Origin of the sequence: Burkholderia sp. AU15512, from assembly GCF_002223325.1 — a bacterium.
GTDB lineage: Bacteria > Pseudomonadota > Gammaproteobacteria > Burkholderiales > Burkholderiaceae > Burkholderia.
Map to the genome: position 1 here is coordinate 608,787 of NZ_NKEX01000008.1, position 25,446 is coordinate 634,232.

Annotated in this window: 14 protein-coding genes and 1 pseudogene; 7 read left to right on the top strand and 8 right to left on the bottom strand. The window is 61.0% G+C overall.

What is annotated here, in order from left to right:
* Positions 1 to 44: 44 nt before the first annotated feature.
* From CFB43_RS34990 to CFB43_RS35000, 3 genes are all read right to left on the bottom strand, one after another.
* A complete protein-coding gene (locus CFB43_RS34990) occupies positions 45 to 584 on the bottom strand; it encodes a c-type cytochrome (RefSeq protein ID WP_089498656.1) in 540 nt (179 codons plus the stop codon).
* Positions 577 to 1,860 (bottom strand): sulfite dehydrogenase, encoded by a 1,284-nt coding sequence (gene soxC, locus CFB43_RS34995; protein ID WP_089498657.1) that lies wholly within the window; start codon positions 1,858 to 1,860, stop codon positions 577 to 579. Before soxC ends, CFB43_RS34990 begins: the two co-directional genes overlap by 8 nt.
* 140 nt (positions 1,861 to 2,000) lie before the next feature.
* Complete coding sequence (locus CFB43_RS35000) at positions 2,001 to 3,185, bottom strand: porin (protein WP_089498658.1); 1,185 nt, start codon at positions 3,183 to 3,185, stop codon at positions 2,001 to 2,003.
* Here CFB43_RS35000 and CFB43_RS38660 point away from each other — a divergent pair.
* From CFB43_RS38660 to CFB43_RS35015, 3 genes are all read left to right on the top strand, one after another.
* Positions 3,129 to 3,548 (top strand): hypothetical protein, encoded by a 420-nt coding sequence (locus CFB43_RS38660; RefSeq protein ID WP_179254953.1) that lies wholly within the window; start codon positions 3,129 to 3,131, stop codon positions 3,546 to 3,548. The two genes, CFB43_RS35000 and CFB43_RS38660, sit on opposite strands and share 57 nt — an antisense overlap.
* Positions 3,549 to 3,668: 120 nt before the next feature.
* On the top strand, positions 3,669 to 4,013 hold the full coding sequence (locus tag CFB43_RS35010) for a DUF3088 domain-containing protein (RefSeq protein WP_089498660.1): 345 nt from the start codon (positions 3,669 to 3,671) through the stop codon (positions 4,011 to 4,013).
* 46 nt (positions 4,014 to 4,059) lie between these two features.
* Positions 4,060 to 5,058, top strand: coding sequence for an ABC transporter substrate-binding protein (locus CFB43_RS35015; RefSeq protein ID WP_089498661.1), 999 nt, complete (start codon positions 4,060 to 4,062; stop codon positions 5,056 to 5,058).
* 135 nt (positions 5,059 to 5,193) lie between these two features.
* Here the strand turns inward: CFB43_RS35015 and CFB43_RS39055 are convergent, their stop codons facing one another.
* Positions 5,194 to 5,766, bottom strand: a complete 573-nt coding sequence (locus CFB43_RS39055; RefSeq protein ID WP_256990184.1) for a hypothetical protein — start codon at positions 5,764 to 5,766, stop codon at positions 5,194 to 5,196.
* 185 nt (positions 5,767 to 5,951) lie between these two features.
* Between CFB43_RS39055 and CFB43_RS35025 the strand changes: the two genes are divergently transcribed.
* The 4 genes and pseudogenes from CFB43_RS35025 (at position 5,952) to CFB43_RS38210 (ending at position 22,848) form a co-directional block, all read left to right on the top strand.
* The gene (locus tag CFB43_RS35025) at positions 5,952 to 7,073 is read left to right on the top strand and encodes a DUF2827 domain-containing protein (protein ID WP_089498662.1); all 1,122 of its coding nucleotides are present in this window, start codon (positions 5,952 to 5,954) and stop codon (positions 7,071 to 7,073) included.
* A gap of 320 nt (positions 7,074 to 7,393) precedes the next feature.
* Positions 7,394 to 7,661 (top strand): annotated as a pseudogene (locus CFB43_RS35030) (integrase core domain-containing protein); the annotation flags it as partial.
* A gap of 445 nt (positions 7,662 to 8,106) precedes the next feature.
* Positions 8,107 to 22,500, top strand: a complete 14,394-nt coding sequence (locus tag CFB43_RS35035; protein ID WP_089498663.1) for a LysM peptidoglycan-binding domain-containing protein — start codon at positions 8,107 to 8,109, stop codon at positions 22,498 to 22,500.
* Between the two features lie 12 nt (positions 22,501 to 22,512).
* Entirely contained in the window at positions 22,513 to 22,848 is a 336-nt protein-coding gene (locus tag CFB43_RS38210; protein ID WP_144023170.1) for a hypothetical protein, read from the top strand.
* A 55-nt stretch (positions 22,849 to 22,903) separates the two neighbouring features.
* Here the strand turns inward: CFB43_RS38210 and CFB43_RS38215 are convergent, their stop codons facing one another.
* From CFB43_RS38215 to CFB43_RS35050, 4 genes are all read right to left on the bottom strand, one after another.
* Complete coding sequence (locus CFB43_RS38215) at positions 22,904 to 23,116, bottom strand: hypothetical protein (protein ID WP_144023171.1); 213 nt, start codon at positions 23,114 to 23,116, stop codon at positions 22,904 to 22,906.
* A gap of 72 nt (positions 23,117 to 23,188) precedes the next feature.
* On the bottom strand, positions 23,189 to 24,451 hold the full coding sequence (locus CFB43_RS38220; protein WP_179254972.1) for a glycosyltransferase family 9 protein: 1,263 nt from the start codon (positions 24,449 to 24,451) through the stop codon (positions 23,189 to 23,191).
* 40 nt (positions 24,452 to 24,491) lie between these two features.
* A complete protein-coding gene (locus tag CFB43_RS35045) occupies positions 24,492 to 24,854 on the bottom strand; it encodes a hypothetical protein (protein ID WP_089498665.1) in 363 nt (120 codons plus the stop codon).
* A gap of 17 nt (positions 24,855 to 24,871) precedes the next feature.
* A complete protein-coding gene (locus CFB43_RS35050; protein ID WP_089498666.1) occupies positions 24,872 to 25,444 on the bottom strand; it encodes a tetratricopeptide repeat protein in 573 nt (190 codons plus the stop codon).
* Between the last annotated feature and the right edge of the window lie 2 nt (positions 25,445 to 25,446).

A 25,446-nucleotide genomic window follows, 5' to 3' on the forward strand; every position in this document is an offset into this window, starting at 1 on the left:
CCCGGGTGTCATGCACGATGTGCGTGCGCGCGGTTCGAGCCGCGTCATAGCGTGCCGGGCCTCGGATCGGGCACGAACCCGTCGCGGTTCGGCATCCGCACGCGTGGCAGCGTGCGCGCGTCGAGCCGTGCATCGGCGGGCACGATGCCGTTCAGATGGAGGATATACGCGGTGACCGCATAGACTTCGTCCGCGCTCAGCGATTGCGGCGCGTTGTACGGCATCGCGCGGCGGATGTAGTCGAACAGCGTCGTCGCGTACGGCCAGTAGCTGCCGACCGTCTTTTTCGGCTTGGCGCTCGCGAGCGAGCCGATGCCGCCGACAAGCGGATCGCCGACGCCGCCTTCGCCGCCGGCGCCGTGGCACATCGCGCATTTGTCCGCGAACACGTGAGCGCCGCGCGCGACCGTGCCCGAGCCGGGCGGCAGGCCGCTGCCGTCGGGCGCGACGTCGATGTCCCACGCCGCGAGCGCCGCACGGTCGACGGGCTGGCCGAGACCGTAGCCCGCGCCGAATGCGCTCGGAACCACCAGGCTCGGAACCAGCAGGGATGCGACGAGCAGGCAGGCAAGCGGCTTACGCATTGCGCACCTCGCCGTCCGCGCCGACGCGCCAGTTCTGGATGCCGTTGTAGTGGTACTGCGAATTGACGCCGCGCACGGCGACGAGCGCCTCGCGGGTCGGCTGCACGTAGCCGGTGTCGTCGGTGGCGCGGCTTTGCAGGTCGGCGGGCTCGCCGTTCCAGATCCAGTCGGCTTCGAAGCGCGTCAGCGCGCGATCGCGCACGTCGCCCGCGAGTCGCGCGGGGCGCCAGGTGCGGCCGCCGTCGGTCGAGACGTCGACCGCGCGAATCCGGCCGCGTCCCGACCACGCGTAGCCGCCGATCGGGTAATAGCCGTGCGCCGCGAGCCGATGGCCGGCCGACGGCCGCGTGATGACCGACTTCGCATCCATCTCGAACACGAACTGGCGGGCGCAGCCGCCGGGCAGCAGGTTCGTGTATTTCGACGTTTCCTCGCGCGTCATCTCCGGCGCGCGCACCAGCTTCAGCCGCCGCAGCCACTTGATGTTCGTGTTGCCTTCGAAACCCGGCACGATCAGCCGTACCGGATAACCGTTCTCGGGGCGCAGCCGTTCGCCGTTCTGCGCATAGACGACGAGCGCGCGCTCGAGGATCCGGTCGAGCGGCAGGCTGCGTGTCATCGCCGCGCCGTCGGCGCCTTCGGCGAGCAACCAGCGTGCGTCCGGATCGATGCCGCTTTCGTCGAGCAGCGTCGACAGCCGGACGCCCGTCCATTCGCAGCACGACAGCAGCCCGTGCGTGAACTGAACGGGCAGCCCGCTCGGGCCGTTCCATTCGCTGCCGGTGTTGCCCGAGCATTCGAGGAAGTGGATCCGCGACTCGGACGGAAAGCGCAGCAGGTCGTCGATCGTGAACACGCGCGGCTCGCGCACGAGGCCGTGCACGACGACGCGGTGACGCTGCGCATCGATTTCCGGCACACCCGCATGATGACGCTCGTAGACGAGGCCGTTCGGCGTGATGTCGCCGAACAGGTCGGCGAGCGGCGTCATCGACGAGCCGGAGCCGGGCAAGGCCGGCGTGCGGGCGCTGCGGCGGATCACGTCGCGTTCGTGCGGCCCCGGCACGCCGTAGGGCGGCGACAGTAGCGGCGCACCCGGTTCGCGTGTCCATGGCGGCACGTCGAGCGGGGAGCGCGGAGAGGGCGGGGCGAGCGGCTGGCTCGCCAGCGCGCCGCTGGCAGGCAGCATCGCTGCCGCCCAGCCGCCGGCGAGCCGGCGCAGTGCCGCGCGCCGGCCGCTGCGCGGTGGATGGGGCGGGAAACGGGAGTCGGTCATGGTCGAACGCGTATCGTGCGCCGGGGCAGCACGCGGGGAAACGCCCATTCTCGGCAACCGAACCCGGTGCGACAAACAACGATTCCCGCTTTGCTTATCGCACCACGCTGCACCGCGCCCGATGCGCCCGATGCTCGCCGTCAGAACTTCACGCGCAGCCCAGTGACGAACGCGACCTGGCGGTTCGTCGACGACGCGCTGCCGATGTTCGAGATCGCCGCGATCTTGCGATAGCCGCCCGACGTTGCCGTGCTCGCATCGCCGGCCGCGAGCTGGTAGATGCCGGACAGGTAGATATCGGTGCGCTTCGACAACGCATAGTCGAACCCGAGCGTGAACTGGTGCCAGCGCGGCTTCAGCGTCTGGCCGCCAGTGCCCGGCAGGCCGCTCGCGCGCCCGTCGGTGAACGTATAGACACCGATCAGCGTGGCGGCCGGCGTGAGCTGGTAACGCGCGTTCACGTCGTAGTTGTTGAACTTGCGCGACGAGCCGTCGAGATAATCGAGCTGCGTGTGGCTCCACGCGAAGCCCAGCGTCGCACGGCCAAGCGCGTAGTTCGCGCCCGCCACGCCGATCTGCTGCTTGAGCACGCCGCCGTTCAGCCCGTAGAAGAATCCGCCGCTGTAGTCGTTGCCGGTGGTGGTGGTCGCACCACCCACCGCGCCGCTCGTATTCGACGTCGAATTCGGGTGATTGATGCGGACATAGCCGGCGCCTACCGACAACGGGCCGTTCACGTAGTTCGCCGACGCGCCCCACGCGTTGTTGTTCGAGAACCCGGTGCCCGCGCCACCGTTGGCCTGGTTGCTGAACGCATAGAGCAGGTCGGCCGTGAAGCCGGCGATCGTGTCGCTGCGGAACTTCACCGCGTTGTTCAGCCGGAAGCTCTGGTTCATGTTGTCGTTGTCGCCCACGTGCGTGGCCGGCGACCAGAAGCCGGACCCCGAGTACTGCGCAACGAGGTCGGTGATCGGCTCGTACTGGCGGCCGAAGGTCAGCGTGCCGAGCCCCTTGCTGGCGAGGCCCACGTAGGCGGAGCGGCCGAACAGGCGGCCGCCCTGGCCGAGCCCGCCGTCGCTCGGCCGGAACCCGCTTTCGAGCGTGAAGACCGCCTGCACGCCGCCACCGAGATCCTCCACGCCTTTCAGGCCCCAGCGGCTGCCGCTCAGCTTGCCGCTCGTCTGCTGGATGTTGCTCGCGCCACCCTGATTGTTCGTATAAGCGAACCCGGCATCGACGACGCCGTACAACGTGACCGAACTCTGCGCATGCGCGCTGACCGAACCGATCGAAACCAAACCCAGGACTACCGTTTTTTTGATCATGACTATCCTCTTTTTTATGGGTACATCTGCGAGGATCACGATCCTATTGATGACGGCGGTGCCGGCGAACGGTCGATCCGTGGTTTGCAAATCGCTGCGCGGCCGATTTGCAATATGCGTTGCCGCAAGCCCTGCATGTGCGCCGCGATCGCGTCCGGCACCCATGCTGCGGCGAACGTATCGCGCGAACGGCGAACGTCGGGCACCGGATACACGCGGGCGCCGTCATATCGATCGCTGAAATCGTTCGATATGCGCACTATCTGCGGCCCGGCGCGCGATGTTTTTACGCAACGCCCGCTGTGCGGCGGGCGCCCGATGCGCTACGCGCGGCCGCATATCGATTCCGCAAAACGTTGGTAGGGCCGTGCGACGCATGCCGGTAGAGTCGGGCATCCGGCCTCGGGCCGGCATGCTCCGGGAACGGAAGGGCGCCCAAGCGCATTCGTCCCGGCTGAACCACGAACACGGGAGCCGTCTGTCATGAGTCGCGATGTGCTGTTTCTGCTGGAACCGGGCTTTGCCGATCCGAAGCATCCGGGCCAGCGCTTCGTCTGCCCGCATGGACTGTCGATCGAGGGGCTGCTGGCGAGCGCGCCCGATCGCGCGAGTCGAATCGACGTGAAACGTGTCGGCTTCGAGCGGCCGCGGCACGCGGTGATCGACGCGCTCGACGATGCGCACCAGGGGCTGCCGGTCCTCGTGCTCGGCCGTGACCAGCCGGCGCCGGACGATGCACGGACGCTCGGCGACGTGCGCTTCGTCACCGACGCGCGCCGCATCCTCGAACTGCTGGCCGAGCGCCACGGATTTCCGGTGCTGCATTGACGCAGCGCTTTTCACTTCCCGTTTGATCGACCGACAGGAGCATCCGATGTCGTCAATTTCGGCGGCACGTCGCCGTTTGCTGCTTGCCGGCGCCGCAGCGGCGGCGGCGCCATGGGCCGCGAAGGCCGCGTTCGCCGCGCCCGCGGTCAACACCGATCTCGCCGGCACCACGTTGCGCGTCGCAACCTACAAGGGCGGCTGGCGCGCGCTGTTGCAGGCGGCCGGGCTGGCCGACACACCGTACCGGATCGACTGGCGCGAGCTGAACAACGGCGTGCTGCACATCGAGGCGCTCAACGCGGATGCGCTCGACATCGGTTCGGGCAGCGAAATTCCGGCCGTGTTCGCCGCGCGACAGAAGGCCAACGTGCGGCTCATCACCCGCGTGCGCGAAGACCTGAACAACCAGGTCACGCTCGCGCGCAAGGACACGCCGATCCGCGGCATCGCGGACCTGAAGGGCAAACGTGTCGGGTACGTGCGTGCGACGACGTCGCACTACTTCCTGTATCGCCAACTCAAAGAGGCCGGCCTGAGCTTCGACGATATCCAGCCGATCAACCTGTCGCCGGCCGATGGCTTGTCCGCATACGATCGCGGCGACATCGACGCATGGGCGATCTACGGCTACAACGGGCAGCTCGCGCGCAATCGCTACGGTGCACGCGTGCTGAAGACGGGGAAGGGCTATCTGTCGGGCAACTTTCCGGTCTATGCGAACCCGCGCACGCTCGACGATGCGCGCCGTCGCGCGGCGACGGGCGATCTGCTGCTGCGGTTTCGACGCGCGTATGCATGGGCGAACGCGCATTTCGGCGACTATGCGCTCGTGCAGAACCGCGAGACGCGCGTGCCGGTTGCCGATCTCGTCGCGATGTTCGACCAGCGCAGCGAAGACTACGCACTGCTGCCGGTGACGCCCGACGTGGTGGCGCAGCATCAGCAGGTCGCGGACGTGTTCGCGCGGATCGGTGTGCTGGATGGGCCGGCCAATGTCGCGCCGCTGTGGGATACGTCGTTCAACGCGCTGGTCGCGGCGACGTGATCGAGGGCAATGGGAAGGCGGCCGGGTGAGTGGGAGATTGGGGGGCGCACGCGCATTCCGGAAACGCTGCTTTCCCTTCGTGAGCGAGGCTTCGCGCCCTGCGCAGGCCCCGATGGGAGATTTTTCTCGACCGGGTCAGGCGAACGTCGTCGCGACCATGATGCCGAACACGACGCCGATCGCAATCCCGCAGAGCCGGCCGTAAATCGATGCACGCACATTGTCGTCGAGCACGAACGGCGAGCGTTTGTGCTTCCATACCGTGCTGAATGCGAGGGGGCGCGTCAGCAGGGTGATGCATGCGATCAGCACCGGCGTGGCGACGAGCATCGCGATGCGCGGCCCGTTCCAGTCGACGCCGTGCATCGCAAGCGAAACGATCGCGGCAAGCGGAACCTCGACGCACAGGCCCAGCAACGAACCGTTGACGAAGGAATCTCCCGGGGACTGAAACATGATCGGTCCTGGCGTGCGGATGAAATCGGCGCCCGGCTCGAGCTCCCGAAGATAAAAACCATGGCCGTTGCCCAAGGTCGCTCGACCGCATTCGACATTAGCCAGGATGACGGGCGGATAGTACGCCAAATCATTCGCACGTTGGCGGGTATTCAAGCTATTTAACAAATGTCCCGGGTAGGCGCGCATTTTCGCGCTCAGGGCCGTCCGGACATCGTCGACTGGATCCGACGCGATTTCAATCGACAGCACACGGACACGTCAATCGATAACCGCACTTCCTCGAATACGAAACCCTGCGCGCCGCTGTATGGCATGCCGTGCAGGGTCACCCGTGCCGACCACGCATGTCAGATTTTGACAGTTCTTGACAGCTGGAGACCAGTGCAGCGCTATGATCTAACTCTTTATTGGACGGGCATCCTGGAGAACCTCCCATGAGTTTGGCACGCTCACTCAGCGTCGGTATCACAATTGGCCTTCACCACGCGGCGGAGAGTCTCTGGGTCAACGGCATCAAGCAGAACGCCTTGTATCTGATGAAGCTCTTTCAACACTCGCCTCTTGGCCATCAGGTCACGCTCGTCAACACCACGAACGTCAAGATCACGCCGGAACTTCCATGGGATACCACGCAGTATCCGATTCGCTCGTTCGACGATGCGAAAGACTCGCTCGATGTCCTGATCGAACTCGGGGGGCAAATTGACCAACAGCAAACCGCGTATCTGCAGGGCCGCGGTACGAAAGTGGTGAGCTACTGCTGCGGTCCGGAATACGTGCACATGATGCAGGCCATGATTTTTGGCAGGCGGCATGCGGAAACGGTATTCATCAACCAACGTTACGATCAAGTGTGGATCATCCCGCAAGTTGTCGATACCAGCGCGAGCTACTTCAGCGTATTACGACGCCAGCCGGTTCGTGAAGTCCCGTTCGTTTGGGACCCGATGTGTGTCGAAGAGCGGTCGGCAGCGCTTCCGCATGGCGGGGAGTATCGTCCAACCGGGCAATCGAAGCGCCTCTCCATCATGGAGCCGAATATCGACGTTACGAAGTTTTGCCTCTATCCGCTCTTGATTGCAGAACTGGGCTATCGAAAATTTGGCGAGAAGATATCTTATGTGCACGCGACGAACACGGAGCATCTTGCAAAAAACAGCCCCGAATTTATTGGCATCGCGTACCACCTCGACCTGGTGAGAGACTCAAAGATAAGCTTTGTCGGCTATTACAACACCCCTCAATTTCTTTCGGAACATACCGACATTGTAATATCCCATCAATCAGGGCTCGCGCTGAATTACTTCTATTTCGATGTTTGCTGGAACGGGTATGCATTGATCCATAACGCATACCTCTGCCGTGAGCTTGGTTATTTTTATAATGGACAGGATGCGGAGGAGGGTGCACTGCAACTCGGGCAGGCAATCGATTCGCACGATGAGAAATGGGTTGATTACAAAAATCGGCAGCGCGAATTTATTGGTGGTTTTCTGTCGACAAATTCTAGGCAAATCGAGTCGTATGACAGGCTGCTGATCGGTCTTTTTGATTGAATGCGTGGAACTTTGGGGGAGGACTGAGAAAATCGTTGACCGAGGCGAGTGAGATTCGGAATGTGCATGTCGCTGCCGCCTCGAGACCGCTATTGATTGCGAGCCGGTAGCAACAAGTGGAGCGAGATTGGTCTTACCCGTTGAGTGCGCTATTCGCTGATCAACATGCATGACGGGAGCAATATTGCTCATGCTTTAGCACGGTTAAACAATTGATTTTAAATGACTTCCTTGCGAGCGCGGGGAAAAATACTGCAAGAGTTAAAGAAGGCAATATTGGCCATCTGCCGCACAGAGGAAGCAATCGCATTCAGTTGGTGAGCGGGATCGAGCCGTCGGTTGGCAGCCGGGGCGACTGCTACGACAATGCACTGACTGAAACGATCAATGGCTAGTACAAGACGGAACTGATTCATCGTCGTCCCGCTGGAAAACGAGGGAACTCGTCGAACTGGCAACGCTGGAATGGGTGGCCTTATACAACCATCATCGACCGATGGAGCCGCTCGGCTATATCCCCCAGCTAAGGCTGAGGCAAACTACTACAGGCAACTCAGAAATATCGCTGACGTGCCTGCATTAACTTAAATAACCCAGCCTCCACGACTCCCGGCGCGGTTCAACTGCTTGGAGAAATTCCGCATCGCAGAGGAACTGCAAAACGACGCGTGCGCGCCAAGCTGGTGCGATATTTTGGGAAAGCGCGCGAGATTGCGGTCGTGGTCACTGGAGACCATCAGGCGGCGTCATCGGCAATCGAACCTGCTGAAACACGAGAGCTTGCCGACGCCACAACCGTGCGCTGACACGGTCTCAACGCAACGACCGGTCGAGCTTAACCGGCAGCGAGCGCTTCGAGGATGCGCGCTGGTGCTCGTGAGTAGGACGCAAACGACTGAGCCCTGAGATGACCTCCCACTCAGAATCGGCGTCAGCCTGACGGCGTCCTGATCTTTGACCCCGAAAATGTAACAAAGTGTAACTTTCAGGTCGATCGGCTAAACGAATCTCCAACGCTTCGGATAACTCCCGCATGAAAGCCGAATCCGGTCCACCCGGCCAGACGGCACCACATCGAATACGGGAGAACAAGCGCATGGTAGCGATCGTTACGGGCCAAGGGCTGGGTCTGCAATCATCTTCGTCCACGGCGTTGGGCAACAGAGGCGTGCTGGGTAACGCCGCGTTCGGCCAGATGGGCGAACAGGTCTACGTCAACGCGGCGAATGGCAACCTGATGCTGCAAGATCGCGATCAGTTGCTGTTGGGGCAGGGCATCAACGGCGCCGTGTACCGCGCGTACAACAGCCTCGGGCAGCTCAACTGGCGTGAAGGGGCATCCCGTACCGTGGATGGGCTGGCCGGCACGCTGAATGAGGCCGGAAGCACGATCACGCTAACCGACTGGGACGGTTCGCAAACGAAGTTTGCGTTCGATGCCACGCGCAATCTCTACGTATCGACTGCCGGTGTTGGCGCGAACGTCGGAAATGCAAACCAGCCTGGACCAACGGCCGTGACGACGACGGGGCCGCGTGCGACCCTGCAGTTCGATGCTGCCACGAACAGCTGGACGTGGACCGATGGTACCCAGCATGTGACGGAAACGTACGACGCGGCACAGGGCGGACGGCTGGTGTCGAGCCGGGACGTCGACGGTAACACCGTGAAGTACGGCTATACCGCTTCGGGTCAGCTCTCACAGATCACGACGGCGGGCGGGGATGTCACTTATCTCGACTACGACGCCGCCGGGCGGCTTTCGGCGCTGCGTTCGGTCTATCAGCAAGCGAACGGGCAGTCGGCGACCGAGACCACGGTGCGCTATGCATACGACGCGCAGGGGCGACTGTCGCAGGTCGTGACCGATCTGTCGCCTGAAGACAACAGCATTGCCGACGGCAACGTGTTTACGACGACGTACACCTATGACGGCACGAGCAACCGGGTAGCGTCGATCGGGCAGACGGACGGCTCGCGGGTGGAATTCGCGTATGCGCTGCTCGATGGCGAATATCGTGTTTCGGCGATTGCTCAGTTTGCCGACAACGGTGCCTCACGGGTCACGAGCCTGCGCTACGACCTCGTGAAACGCGAAACGACCGTGATTGATCCGCTTGGTTTCGCTCAGGTGATGTCATGGGACGAGTCCGGGCGGCTGACTGATATTCGGACAGCACCTTCTCTCGACGGGCAATGGGAAGGTCGCGAGGCAAGTTTCTACTACGACACCCAGGGAAACCTGAGCAACCAAAATGATACGGTGCTCGGTAACGCGTACCTCAAGTACGACGCCGCAGGAAATCTGGTTCTGGAAAGTAATATCGGGACGAGCGTGGAGCGTACCTACGGCCCGCGTAACGAGCTGCTGACGGAGACGGTCAAGAGTTCGATGGACAGGCCCGAGTTCATGTCGCAGACGACGCGCTATGCGTACGATGCCGTGGGACACCTGCGCTATACAGTGACCGCCGAGGGCCGGGTAACGGAATACCGCTACAACGCGGCCGGACAGCGCGTGTCGGAAATCCGATACAACAGCGAGGTGTTCGACGTCGCCGGTTTGGCTGAGTCGACGGCGCTGTCCATCGGTTCGCTCGATGCGTGGGTGAGCGGCCTCGGTGGTCGGCAAGATGCGTTGCGTATCGATTCGACCTATGACTGGCGCGGTAACGTGGCGGTCGAAACGCGGTACGAGCACTTGCTGACCGATGGCACGGGCGATACGTCTGGCGGGGTATCCCAGACGCGGTACGTTTACGATCCGCATGGGCGCCTGCTGCAGCGCTACATTGGCCCGTCGGGGCAGGAGCAGGTTGAGCAATTCGCTTACGACGGCCTCGGTCGGTTGTTGAGTGCCGTGAGTTTCGATGGTGCACTGACGACGTATCAGTATGACGATACAGGTCACGCGGTTTCGGTGACATTCGCCAACGGCCTCACGCGTACGTCGGTCTGGAACGCGACCGGCGAACTCGTCGCATCCACCGATACGGTCCAAGGTCGTCTTCTTTCGAAGACGACGAATCGATACGACGCCGACGGCAGGCTCCGGATTTCGACCGACGCGAATGGCCAGAGTACCCATTATTTGTACAACGCCCGCAACCAGCGGGTTGCCGAGATAGCGTCGGACGGAACGCTCACCGAATACGTCTACGACAAGGCCTACGCATTCCCGACGAGGACGGTAACGTACGCAACGCGATTGACCGCGGCGCAACTCGCAACGTTGTCTGACAACACCGGACGCGCGATCGAACGGTTACCGTCAGGAAGCGCGCTCACCCTCGAAACATCGGGACTTCGGCCGGCCGCAACCACGGCGGACCGCTCGACCTGGTTGTTCAGAATGAACAATGCGTGGGTCGACCGCACGGTCGATGCCGATGGCACGTTGACGCAACTGAGCTATGACGGTTTTGGGCGTTTGACCGGCAAGACGGTATTCGCCAATCGCGTCGATCCGGCTGCCGTGCTGGCGTCCGGTCTTCCGCCGGCGGATCCGGCACGGGATCGGTCGACACGCTACCTGTACGACCAGGACGGGCTGCTGCGCGGCGAGCTTGACCCGCAAGGTTATCTGACGGAATACCGCTATAACGCTGCTGGCGAACGCATTGAAATCGTGCGCTATGCGACGCCAGTGAACGAGTCGCTTCGCCTGGCCTTCGCCGGTGGGCAGGTACCCAAACTTGCTGACCTGATTCCAGTCGCCAACGCACAGGACATGTCGTCGCGCTTCGTCTACGACGCACGCGGGTGGCTTGCAGCCGAAATAGATGGTGAGGGGTACGTCACCCGCTATCAATACGATGCTCAGGGCAACGTAACCGAGCGTGTGCGGGGGCAGCGCGTCGCGTTGGGCGCGTTGAGTCAGCCGCAGCAGGTGCCGGTGAAGATCGAGGCGTCCGGCCAGGTCGGCGCAAAACTCGAGGTATGGCTGGACGGCGTGCAAGCAGGGACGGTAACGCTGACGGCGTCGGATTACACCTCTTATACGTTGACGGTACCCAATGCGATTCCGCTGGCAAGTCATACAGTCGAATTCCGCTCAGGGAGAGAAAACCCGGTCACGGTAAGTAGTGCAAGCTTCGACAATCACGTGTTCAGTCAGGTGGTTGCGACGCCGTCGTTAATGGGCATCGACGGCCCGCAATGGTTCAGTGTTCGCTACACGCTCAACGCAGCCGATCTGATCGCATCAGCATCAACGCCGGGCGACCTTGAACGCACGACCTATGCGTACGACGCGATGGGCCGTCTGCTGGAGCAGGTCACCTATGGCGTAATGGGATCCAAGACGTCTAGCTTCACTTACGACAAGATGGGGCGCGTGCTGACCGAAACGCAAGGCAAGGCCCCATTCAATCGCACGACGACGTATCGCTACGACGAAGAAGGCCGCGTGGTTCGGAAATATTCCGGAGAAGGCAGCCGGATACTCGAGCTGATCGACCTGTACGAAAAGAGCGGCGATACCGCCATGCTCGCGCAGCTTCGGCGTGACGAGTTCTACGAAGCCTACACATACGATGCGGCTGGTCTGCGGACATCTGCTACCGACGCGGACGGTCGCAAGACGCTCTACTACTACGACGCGAACGGCAATCTCGCGGTGACGATCAACGCGTCCGGTGAAGTTGTCGCGCACAACCGTGACGCGTTCGGAGATATAGCACAAACCACTGCTTACGCAGTTCGGCTGTCGGCCGACGTACTCAAGACGCTGCAGGGTGGCCGCCTCACGGATGATGTGGCGACTGCCCTTGCTGCACTCGATAATGCCGATGCGTCGCGCACGTCCTTCAACTACAGTACGGCGGGCCGCTTGACGAAGCGCACCGATGCGATGGGTGCGACCACCGAGTATGCGTACAACACGTTCGGTGAGGTGACATCGCAATCGCAACAGGTGGGCGTCAATACGCATCGAATCACGACGTACGACTACGATCGCGTTGGACATCAGATTCAGCAAGCGACGGACCCGGGTTACCTGAATCAGATCACGAAGGCAGTCTACGATGCGTTCGGCCGTGTGGTGCAATCCGTCGATGCGAACGGGGTGTCGCGGGTCACGGAGTACGATCGAAACGGGCGAACTGTCGGTACGCGTGACGTGTCCGGTCGAACCAGCACGACATACGATGCGTTCAACAACGTACTGACGCAAACCGATCGTCTGGGCAACACGACTACGTACAGCTACAGCTCGAAGATGCAGTGGATGATCGTCAAAACGCCTGAGGGCGTAGTGACAACCACAAAGTACAACGAGTATGGCCAGATCGAGAGTGTGACCGACGGACAAGGGAATGTAATTCAATATCAGTACGATCGCGATGGGCTGTTGAAGAACGTCAGCTCCCAAAGCAGGACGCTGAATGGCTATGACACGGCCCAGTCCCACGGATACGTTCGCGATCACGCTGGAAACGTGTTGACGGAGTACGAGGGCGACCGAAAGTCCGTCGAGTACACCTATGACGCAGTTGGGCGTGTTCTGACGCGCAAGGAGCGGACCAACCAAAGCGCGCCGACAAGTGGCCCGAACGGGTGGATCCCGGTCGAACTGGTAACACGATACGAATACGACGCGAAAGGGCAACAGATCCGCACAACGGATCCGTCCGGAACGGTGACCGACACACATTACGACCTGAACGGTCGAAAGATGACGGTGATCGTCGATCCGAACGGCCAGAAGTTGACGACGACCTTCGCCTACGACGGCACGGGCCAGATTCTGACGGTGACCGAGGGCGCGGACAGCACGGCCGCGAAGGCCACGCAGAACACCTACGACGGCGCTGGCCGGCTGATCGAGCAGGTAGTCGATCCCGCCGGACTGAGACTGACCACGCACTACGTCTACGACCCCGCCGGCAATCTGGTGTCCGAGACCAATGCGGCGGGTGGCGTTACGCACCATGTCTACGATGCCGCGGGCCGTGAGATCGGATCGGTCGGTCCGACGGGCACCGTAATCGTCATCGACCGCGATGCCGAAGGGCGGATCGTCAAACGCACCGTGCATGCAACGTTGGCAGCGCTGGCAACCTTGCCGGACCAGTTGACGGCGGAGCAATTGCGCGCTCTGGTGCCGGCATCGCAACAGGACGAGATTGGGCGGAACGTCTACGATGCCGACGGTCGGCTGCGCTTTACTGTCGATGCGGCGGGCGCCGTCACTGAATTGACGTACGACGCTGGCAACAACGTGATCCGCAAGACCGCGTACGCGGGATTTATCGATACTGCGGACGGCGAGTCGCAAGATACCGTTCGCAATGCACTGTCGCGGATCGACGCGCAGGTTCGAACCGGCGACCGTGTGACGCGCATGGTGTACGACGTCAAGCATCGTCTGATCGCAACGATCGATGCCGCCGGTTATGTCACACGAAATTCGTACAACGCTATCGATCAGCTTGTCGACTCGAAGTCTTACGCGACACCGTATACCGGCAGCGACAATCCGAATTACGCCACCTTCTCGGATCTGCTGAACTCGTGGGACGCCCAAGGCGCACAGAACACTGCGCGCGAAACCCGGTGGTTCTATGACGACGCGAGCCGACCGGTGTACACGGTGGATGCCGAAGGCTACGCTACGGAGAACCAGTACGACAACGCGGGCCGTCTCGCGAAGACGATCCGTTACGCACGTGCTCATCCGGAAGCAGCGAGCTACAAGACAACCTACGACGCGTGGCTGGCGTTGAGGTCCGAGTCGCTCGATCAGGCTGCGGTCACGGCCTATCGCTACGACGGCGCCGGTCGGCTGATCGAGATGACCAACGCACTGGGCGTCAAAACCAGCTATACGCTCGACCCGCTCGGCAGGGCGATCGATACGACAGTGGCCGCCGGCACGAGCGACGCATCGACGACACATGCCGTCTATGACCTTGCAGGCAACCTGATCGCGAAGACGCTGGCATACGGTACGGCCGTCGCCAGCACGACCCGCTATGCGTATGACGCACTCGGCCGGCAAATTGCGGCGACCGACCCACGTGGTGTCGAACTCGCCGAACAGGATACTGCCTGGGCGTTGGCGGAGCGCGGTGCGCGAGGCCTTGTGGATGGCGCCGGCACGGCGCTGGCGGCGGCCGCGCTGAACGCGGACCAGAAGCTTGCGCTGTTGCAGGCTTACACCAGTACCCAGAGCTACGACGCCGCCGGTCGCGTGAGCGAGAAGGCGGACGCGCTGCACAACGTGACGCGTTATCAGTACGACGCGTTCGGCAATCAGGTGACGATGACCGATCCTCTGTCGGCCACGACGGTGTCGTTCTACGACAAGCTCAACCGGGTCGTTGCGCAGGTCAGCCCGGAGAACTGGGTGGTCGGCACGCAATACGATGCGTTCGGCAACGTGTCACAAGTGACAGATTATCGGCTCGCACGCGCGGGTGCAGTCGATGACGCGTGGAAACGCGACGGCTGGAAGTCGGATCTGTCGCAGGTGCTGCCGGCCGGCGATCCGGCAGATGCCGTCACTCGCATGGCGTACGACAAGCTCGGTCGCGTGGTCAAGTCGACGGATGCGGAAGGGTATTTCGAAACCTACGGGTATGACGGGCTCGGCAATCGCACGAGCTATACGAACAAGCTGGGTGGTACGTTCAAGTATACGTACGACCATCTGGGCCGGATGACGTCGGAGACGTTGCCGGTGCTGTCGAAAGACCAGACTGTCATCAACCGCTTCGAGTACGATTCGCGCGGCAACCGCATCAAGATGACGGAGGCGCAGGGGCTCGACGAAGAACGAATTACCGAATACGGCTACGATCTTCTGGACCGTCAGGTAAGGACCTATCAGTCCGTCTATTTGGGCAACTATAACGTGGCCGATGCAATCGAAACATCGGTCTACGATGCGCGCGGCAACCTTGTATCGAAAGTCGGCGTCAACGGTGCGATCACAACGTGGTACTACGATGCTGCCGGTCGCAAGACGGGGCAAGTCAGCCCGAGCGGCACGCTCACGTTGTGGGAGTATGACCCGGCTGGCAACGCGACACGTACGCGGATCTTCGGGGACCCGGTGAAGGCTACGCAAGGTTCACAGCCTCCGGCGCCGGTCGATGCGACCAGCGTGCGTGAAACACGTATGGTCTATGACGCAGACGGACGCCTCGTCCAGTCGCGCGTGATGAACGTCGCGACCGGGTATTTCGATCCGAGCGCCGGTGAAGACCAGCGTGGCGAATACTTCATCACGTCAGGTAGTGAGCTCGTCACTCAATGGGAATACGACGGACGCGGCGCGGTCATCTCCAAAACGGATCCTGGCGGCGGTCGCACACTGTACTTCTACAACGGTAGCGGCAAGAAGACGCTGGAGATCGACGCAAAGGGATACGGCATCGCCTATACGCTGAACGAGCGAGGTGACGTGACGCAGGAGATACGGTTCGCCAAGCCGTATCCGGACCCAGTGACGGCGAATCCCTCGCTCGGCGCCACGCTGATCAACGCGTGGCCGCGCAGCGAGGATGACCGGATTACCGATTACACGTGGGATCGCAACGGCCGAAAGACGAGCGAGACGCGTGAAAATGTACAGTTTGCAACGGTTGACGACAACGGCAAGCTGACGCAACAGGTCGGTGCGGCGACAACGCGTTATGCATACGACGGCAACGGCAATTTGTTGAGGCAGATCGATGCCAACGGCAATCAGTATGACTACGGGTACGATGTTCTCAGCCATCGCACGCTGGAAATATTGCCGGAGTTCACCGACTACCAGGGACAGCGAACCCGCGCACGGACTGTGTACCAGTATGACGGTCTCGGCAATATCACCCGGGAAACCCGGCAGCACAGCAGCGGGGACGAGGAGACTGCATACACTTACGCTCGTGGCCGAGTCAATGGCAAGTGGTATGCGGACGGGACGCTGACGATTTACTCGTACGACGTGGCCGGTAATGTGACGGGTACGTCTTTCGGTAACGTCGAGGCTGATGGACCCGGAAAATTTTATTCGTTCGGGACCCGCTACGACTTGGAAAACCGGGAAATCAAGCGATTCAGCGGAACATGGCGGGAAAGCGGCTCGGAGCAAGGCATCCAGACCGAGTTGCGTTATAACGCGTACGGTGAATTGATTGGTCGGCGCACGAACGGAAACGGGGTACTCTCCGAGCAAGGCGGCGAGTGGCAGGAATACACGGACTACGACAATGCTGGCCGCGTTGTTCGAACGAACTTCAACGACGGCATCTCGCATCTGTACATGTACGATCGCAACGGGAACGCGACGCTGAAGGTCGAGTCAATGCAGACCGATCTGCGTGAATTCGCGATCAAGACGGGTGACGATCTCGAGAAGTTGCTCCAGAAGGCCGACATGATGCAGACCTTTACGCGCTACGACGCACGTAATCAGGTCATCCAGATTCGCCAGCCGAAGACGTCGGGCAGTGTCCCGCGTATCAGCTTCCACCCGGTCGATATTCCGATCGACGGCGGAATCTTTGCGAATACGCAACTGAGTATCGGTGGATGGATCGAAAAACAGAATCGGCCAGTTGCTGGTCCGGTGTACACCGAACCGGCGGAAGTGAGCTTGACTACGTCAGCGGGCGCCGCAGCTACAGCCAGCGTGTCATGGAACCTGGTGTCGTCTTATATTGAGATATATAGCCTCGACATCAATCTCCCTGACCTGAAAGATGTATACGGAGCCTATCAGTACGAGGTCGTCGCGACGTATCGGGAGCAAGGCGAAAACCTCGGGACATCACGGCCTTCCGGGGTAGACCACGATCCGGTAGACATCACGCAGACCCAAACGGTTCAAACAGCGGTCAACCAGTCGGGTAAGGTCACCTTTCCGGTCAATAGCTACGTCCGGATAGGTACGCCAAGCGGCGACTATCCCAATAAACCGCTCCAGTTCGATTACTCCATCGAAGTCTATGTCAAGCCGCAAAATGGCTCCGGCGAACGACGTTTGCTCGGAAAGGTGGAAAAGGGGGCCGTCCTGTATGAAGCGTGGGTATCCAACGGCAACGTTCAGGCCAAAGTGGCTGATCAGGACGCCCTCAATTCGTCGCAGGAGCTGCAGTCGGTATCCAATCGATTGAGTCTGGCCAATCACACGCTGCCCCAGGGTGCGCGTGCGATGCTGTACTACCGTCCATCGGGGTCCACCGAAGCATTCCGGACGCTCGGCAAGGACCCCAACAGCGAACCCGGTTCATACACGATCGACGTAGGCAATTTGCCGGACGGCGATTACGAAATGATCTTCATGGCCATATCGGACGGCAGCGACGGGCGTGAGCCCGGTACGTTGCTGCGCCGCGATGGCTATAACGCACATATCGCGCGCGGCGGTAACTCGACCGTAACGTCTTCGCCGATCCCCGCTTACGAGGAAAGCAGCCGTGCTGGTTTCCTTGCCGATGCATCCGGCAGCTACATCTGGACGTCGCCGCAAACCCTGAACCTCTATTCAGCCCGCGATTCCGCGTTGCATCTGGCCGACCACGTCGTCGTGAAGACGCGCCCGCAGGGCGGCACCACATGGAATGAGGAACGAACGCTTTGGCGCGATCCGGCCACGGGTGCGTTCTCGGTCGATCTGTCGGGATACGCGCCGGGCAACCTGGATGTGGAATTCGACCTGTACAACGCAGCAGGCCAGAAGCTTGACGCCCTGCTGAGTTCGGTCGGATTGCCGGGAGGAAACGGCTCGCCTTCGTTCAGCACGAACTATCTCGCCGACCTGAAATCGACGATCGTTTTCCACGCACAACCGGCCGACACCGATTACATCATGGTGTCGTGGGTGCAGGACGGGACGACACGCTATTCGCGCATCACGCGCACGGGTAATGGCGAGTTCACCTGGGACGTCCAGTCGGGTGGCTTGATCCCGCAACCGGGCCAGTCGTATGCCTATTCGATCAAATACACCGCCTACGACGCGGCGGGCATACCGCTGGCGATGGGCGCCGGCGACATCACCGTCGGCTCACTTGGCAATACGCAGGTCACGTTGACGGGCAGCGAGCGCCCGAGCATTTTCGAGTTCAAACCGGTCGGTTCCGACGGTCAGCCGCTTACGAACGTCAATACAGTTACGCTGTACTACCGTCAGTCCACGGCAAAAGACCAGGTGTTCGATCGTCCTTTCACCGAAGTGACGCTGACGCGCGACGCGCTGGGACGCTTTCTGTTCGATGCATCGGCGCTGCCAACGCGCACGGAGTTCGAATACCGCTATCTCGCCAAGGATACGAACGGTGATGTCCTGACCGAGCGCCAGAGCTATTTCCTGACCGGCACGCGCAACAACCCGGTGACGAACGTTGACATCGTGGGCGTGATCGAGGAAACGGCGAAGGACATGACGATCGACCGGCTGCAGCAGCACAACGCATTCCGCGAGGTGTCGGCCGAGCGAGACGGCCGCGGCAACTGGACGACTTCCTTCTACAACACGATGGGGAATCTGACGCTCAAGCACGAGCCGAAGGTCAGCGTGACGCTCGCGAATGGTGCGCAGGTGGAAGTCGAACCAGAGACGCGGTTCTACTACGACCTCACCGGTAACCTGGTCGGGTTGAAGGATGCCAACGGCAACCTGACCACGCAGCAGTGGAACTACGGGGCATCCAAGGCCGCGGTGGCCCGGACGTGGGACGCGCTGGGGTTCAATAAGACGATGCAGTACGACGTGTTTGGCCACCTGCGAACGTCGATCGATGAGCTGGGGCGGCGCACCGACTATCGCTACGACAAGATGGACCGCCTGATCGAAGTCGATCGGCCGGCACTGGTCGACGGTCAGCGGAGCATTGACCGCTACGAATACGATTCGCTGGACCGGCGCATCGCGCATACGGATGCACTGGGTAACCGTGAGCGCACCTTTTACGATGTCGATGGTCGGGTCGTCAAAACGATCAGTGCGGCGGGTCGTGAAGTGAAATACGACTACAAGTGGGCCACAAGCATGGGCTCGGCCGGGACGGCGACCGCCGGCGGATGGATCCGCACGACGACCAACTCAAACGGCATGACAACGGTCGACGAGAACGATCAGTTCGGGCGTCTGATGAAGCACACGGACCTCGGTGGGCACGTGTTCCAGTATGCGTACAACTGGGCGGGGCTGCTTGCCAAGCAGTCTGGCTCGAGCGGACAGGATGTTGACTATACGTATTACTCGAACGGGCTGGTGCGCTCGATCCAGGATAACGCGACGAAGACACAGTCATTGTACGAATACGATGGCGACGGCAACCGGACGGCGGAGTATTTCTCAAACTTCGGCGACGTCTACGTGTTCGCGCAGTCGCGAGTCAAGTATGACGCGCTGAACCGGGTGACGGCGATCGAGGACGACGCGTACAAGGTCTATTACGAGTACGACGCGGTAGGTAATCGTCGGCACATGCTCGCGAAGTACACCGACATGGTTGGATATCACGATCGTGAGCAGGAGTACTGGTACGAATACGATGCGTTGAACCGCTTCACGGTGTCGATGGGTAGTTTGTCGGGTGCGCGTGCAACCGATCCGAACGACACGAGCGTTTCGATCGTGAAGGGAGCACTCGGCGGCGATGGCGTGCAACTCGGCTACAACGCGGCGGGGGAGCGCGTGCTGGCTGCGTATGCGAAGGATGGCCGCACCGAACGTTATACGTACGATGCGAACGGCTACCTGACAACGCAGAGCGTCAACGACATCATCGTGCAGGAGCGCAAGAACGACCTGCTGGGCCGCGTGACGGGATTCGTCGAACGCGACGCGAAGACGGGGCAGCAGGTCACCGGAATCGACCGCACCTGGGACGCGGACGGGATGATCACGCAGGAGCGCGACGCGCTGCATCGTGCGACGACCGCATATTCGCGCATGGCGGATGGCACGTTGACGAGGGTTGAGACGACGCCGGACGACTCCAGCGAGACGCGTACGACTTCCACGTATGCATACGAGTGGTGGGACAGCGCGAAGCAATCGCGCGTGACCGTACAGGCGTCGAATCCGAATGCACCGGGCTGGCGTCCGGCAACGTCGTACTTCAACTACGACGTGAACGGCAACCTGAAGAGCACGTACGACGACGGCGGGAACGATCCGGGCAAGGCGCGTGCGTTCCAGTACTGGACTGACCTGCGCGGCCAGGTGCAGCGGCGCGACGAGCTGACTGGCGTCACGGTGGATGCAAATGGACGAATCAACGGGGCGGCGGGCGACCGCAAGCACAACTATTACTACCTGAACGGCAACCGGGTTGGTAACCAGGGCAACGACGGGATCGACCAGATCGACTACATGCAGGAACTTGCCGGCAAGCTGGGCAAGGGCAACGAGAACCAGTATCGGGTCTTCACGCCGATCAGTGCCGCCGACTTCGACGAGAACTACATGGCGATCAACGGCACATATCCGGCGGCAAGCGCGGGCCAGTGGACGGTGCGTGCAGGAGATACGCTGAAGTCGGTTGCGTCGGCGCTGTGGGGCGATTCGAGCCTGTGGTACATCCTGGCGGACGCGAATGGTCTGAAGAGTACGGACGAGCTGCGGGCCGGCCAACTGCTGACTGTGCCGAACAAGGTGACGAACGTCCACAACACGTCGACGACGTTCAAGCCGTACGATCCGGGGCTGGCGATCGGCAATACGCAGCCGACGCTGCCGGCGCCGCCACCTCCGCCGGGACCGAGCGGGTGCGGCGGATTCATGCCGATCATAGCGATCGTCGTCGCCGCCGTGGCAACGGTGATAACAGCAGGGGCCGCGGCGCCGGCGTTGGGCGCGACAGCCACCGGAGGGCTATTCACAACCGGTGTCAGCGCCCTGACGGGTTCGTTGGGTGCTGCTGGTTTCGGAGCCGCAGCAATTGGCGGCGCTGCGGGCGCGCTAGCATCGCAAGGCGTGATGATCGCGGCCGGCGAGCAGCACGGTTTGAATTTGAACAGCATCACGTTAGGGGCGGTAGCGGCGGGTTTGACCGCAGGTATTGGAGCGGCAGTGGGCGCGCCGGCGAATGCGTTGAGCGCGGCAGCTCAAGGCGCCATGAGATCGGTGGCAACGCAAGGTATCGGGGTTGTAACCGGACTACAGGATCGCTTTGACTGGAAGGGTGTGGCGGCCAGCGCGATTGCATCGGGTGTAGGATACGGGGTAGGCGAGCAGGTCGGAAAAGTAGCGATCGGGGCTGGTGCCAGCACGGCCATGGCGCGATTTGCCAGCGGCGTAACCGGCGGATTGAGCGCTGGTGTTGCGAGCACGCTGGTTCGTGGCGGAAGTTTGGGGCGCAACATCGGGGCAATTGCGGCGGATGCGGTGGCGAGCACGGTCGGCAACATGGTGGCCAGCAATGTGCAGGCAGCCTCCGTCGACAAAACTACGCAGCGCGCGCAGGACGCGATCGCCGCCGTCAACGACCAAATTCTGCCGGGTGGGTTGGGCGGAGTTGGTAGTGGGTTCATCGCACCGGAGTCGACGTACAGCAATGCCGCCTTGATGTATGGCGCGTACGGTGGGCTGGTCGATACAACGCCGACAACCTACAGCAGCGCGTCGACGCTGTATGGCCTGTCTGCGGGATTCTCTACTCCAAGCCCATTGGGGCGTGCTGACGCATTTGGCTACACTGCGAACCCCGATCTCGCGAACCGCAACGGTGGTTCGCTCGGTTTGGCAGGAAGCGACGCCGATGCGCTGAAATATGTGTGGGATGCGCAGCGACGTCTGTCCACGGACGTACGCGGCGGCTTTGATCGTTTCGGGAACAGTACTGCTGGCCGAGCGCAATTCGATCTCGGGAGTTCATGGTTTGCCGATGTTCCGAAGCTGCCGATCAACCTTGCACTGAACACGATTGAGGGAGGGGTCAACCTGCTGGGCGGCGCATTGCCTGGCACGCCGGATTATGTTCCCTTCCTGAATGGAGCAAAAATTCCCTACAACTCGGGGGCATCGAGCTATGCTGAGTTTGGGGTTGGGCTTCTCCTTGGGCGAGGTGCCGCGAGCGGCCCAAGTACCGTGACGGTCTATCGTGTTGAGGGAGCAGGAAATCGTCGATTGTTTATTGATGAGGCAACTGGCAGCGTCACGATTCCGCCGGTACTAGCCAACAAGGGGCGAGGCGATGAGCGGAATCTCTACTTGAATTTCGGGGACGAGGCTCGTGCTCAGGAATTCTTGGCCCAGAGACTTCAACAGTTCCCTGACAACACGATCAAGTCATTCGAAGTGCCGAAATCGTTTGTACAGCAATTGAGGGCTTCTGCAGTCGAGGAAGCAAAGCGGCCCCTGAACCCGGGCAAGCCAGTGATTGCGGATCCAACGAAGGCGAGCAATCAATTCGGGCTTAGTCGAGAGCAGATTGAGCAATTGCGGAACGTCATCGTTCCTGGAACGGGAAGGCAATATTAACCAAGGCGGAGCATGAAGAACCACCTGTTTGAGTTTCAGATGCGGCTATTGCGAGGCGATGGCTGTGATATGCCGGAAGGAATCGATGGAGCACTTGTTGTGTGCTACGCAAGTGCATCGGGTTATGAGGCTGCGGTGAAGAAGGGGGTACTTGCCGCTGCTCAGATGCACTACATATTCGATACTGTCGTAGGAAATGTGCGCGAGATTCCTGTGGACTCGTGGAGTACCTATGTGGAAAGCGTTTGGTCGGATTGTCCAGATTTCTTTCCGTCGCCCGAGGAGTTGCCGTCTCTAGTTCAGCAAGGAGTGGTGTTCTTTGGGCCGTTTGCGGGCTTTAAAGATTAGTCTTTGAGGAACCAACGCCCGCTTACGCAGGCGTTGTTGTCTCTGGGCTCGAATCTCAGAAGAGATGCTTGGCGACGCGTCGCCGTTCGTCGTCATCGAGGAGCATTACGCGAATTCCGGTGATCGCGCGGCGCAGCCAGTCGTCGGCAATGACGCGATGTTCGTCGTTCGTGACGGCTGCCACTGACGCCGGCAATTGCCGCATTCCGGCGCCGGCCGTCGCGCCGTCGCCGGTCCCGTTTGCTGCGTAAATCTGGTGTTGGTCCAAAGTGCGAGTGGACTGACGAACAAAAATCGCCGTCGAGGCGGTGTATCAACGCGATTCCCGCCCCGCGAGCGATCACCTTAGTGCGTGATTGCCAGCCAGCGCATCTGCCATCTCTGCTATCGGTCTGCTCCAATCGCCCAATGTCGCTTGTCGATATAGCTGCATGGACCTATACCACGGCGTATCACGATGGCTGTTGTACCAGCGCTCGTCGCATGCCGCCGACAGCAACACCCATACTGGCCGCCCCAGCGCCCCAGCCAGGTGGGCCGGCCCCGTATCTACCGTGATCAATAGATCCAGCTCATTGAGAATGACGGCCGTATCGCCAAGATCGCGCAGCTCGTTACCGAGGATGCCGATGCCGTGTTGACCCAGCAACGCATGCTCCTCGTCGGTGATCTTGCCGAACTGTAGTGCATGAAAACGACATTCCGAAGAACTGAACAGCGGTGCGAGTTGCGCCAGCGAGATCGACCGGTACGGTTCATGACGCACTGCAGTATTGCTGCGCCAGATCAAGCCGATCTCGCGAACACCATCGCGTCGGTTGCGGAAAGTGTCAGCCGCCAGCGTCGGCATTTCTCGTCCAGCCGGCGCCTGTACGTATGATTCCGTCCAGCTTGGGAAGTAGGGCGTTTTTTGATACCGGACAAAGAGATCAAAGGTACAGATGATGCAATCGCTTTGGTCAATGGCATCGCCGGCGTTCTCGACAAGTGTGATCCAGTCGTAGGTGGCGAATATCGGCGCCAATATGGCTGGTGCCTGTAATACGATAGCCGCCGCACCTTCATCCCGTAACAAGTGCAGGTACCGGGAGAACATGATCACATCGCCAAGGCCGCCCTCATGGATGATGAGGACACGCTTCCCGGCGACGGATTCGTCGCATCGAAGCAGTTTTTTGACAATCCGCTGATACTCGCTGGTATGAGTCGAAAAAATATTTGAAACTACACCAGCTCGCCCCCATGCATCGCGCGAGCGCCGATTAAGCGTGTGGGCTTCGCGAAATCGGCCTTGAGCGTACTGCGAGACCAGAAGTTCGGCTGTCAAGGCTCGCCGATCAGGTTCGTGGTGAAGTACCGATAGTGATTGACTCAATAGGGCTTCGGCCTGGGAAAAAAGGCCGAGAAGGTTCATGTCGATACCGATCTGTGCGCGAAAAAACGGATCTTCAACACGGTCCGCCAGTTCTTTCAACACCCGTATGGCTTCTTCTGCGTGACCGGAAAGCCTGAGTGTCCGGCACAGCGCGAGTCCGGCGCTCGCGGATTTGTCGCGGAGATAGATCTCGTATGCGCTGTCGAGCACGGTGTGGTCGCTTGTCACGTTAGCCCCGGTGATGTGCGTTGGCTCAGTTCAACGAGCGTTATTTGCGAAGGGCAAAGGCAGCCATCAGATCGTCCCTGAGATTTCCGTCTTCGAGAATGGCTTGCGCCACCCGGTTCGCAATCGACTGAAACGTCGGATCGTTGACCTGCTCGTCGCCGAATTGCCGGTGCAACACATGCTCGACCGCGGCGCGCGTCAACTGGAACTCGTCCGTCACGCCCGCCGCGAGCAACTGGTCGATATGAGCCCGGAGCGTTTCGCCCAACGGGCGCGGCTCGACTTTGGAAGTCGTACTGCCGGCCGACGTCGCGTCTGCGGCGCCTGCTCGCGCGCGCGCCTTCTTGTCGAGCTCGCTGCGCAGTATCTCGGTGAGTTGGTCGAGCGTGGTACGGGAAATCATGGCAATGGAAAAGCCTGTCAGCGGGACGTCGAAAACGCCGGATCAATTTCCGGAAGGATACCCGTCTTTTCGGATGGCGCGTGATCGGCTGGCGACGAACCGACGATCGACTCGACATGCTGTAGCACGTCAACAATATAGCGATTGATCAGTGGGTATTTCGTATTCGATGCAATGCCCGCTCGCAACTGTTCGCTGGCTAGCGCGAAGCGGTCGCCAGCAAGATTCAGCAAGCCGGTTTTCAGCACGCGCAGCGTATCGTCCGCCGGCAGCGCATCGAGCGCCCCCCATGCTTCGACTGCACGATCGACATGCCCATGAGTCAAGTGGAGAAAGCCCAGCATGAAGCCGGCGATCGGGAAATCGGGCGTCAGTCGCTGTGCTGCGCTGAAATCGCTTCTGGCCGCCTCGTAGTGCTGCGATCCGGCATGAACCGCGCCGCGCAGGAACCACAGACGATAATCGTCGGGCCAGCGCTCGAGCGCATTGTTCAACGCGTGCAGCGCCGCTTCGTCGCTGGATCGCATGGTTTCTACCAGCACGGCCATCTGGTCGTCCGGGCACAAAGTCGATGATGGGTTGTTTTCCATGG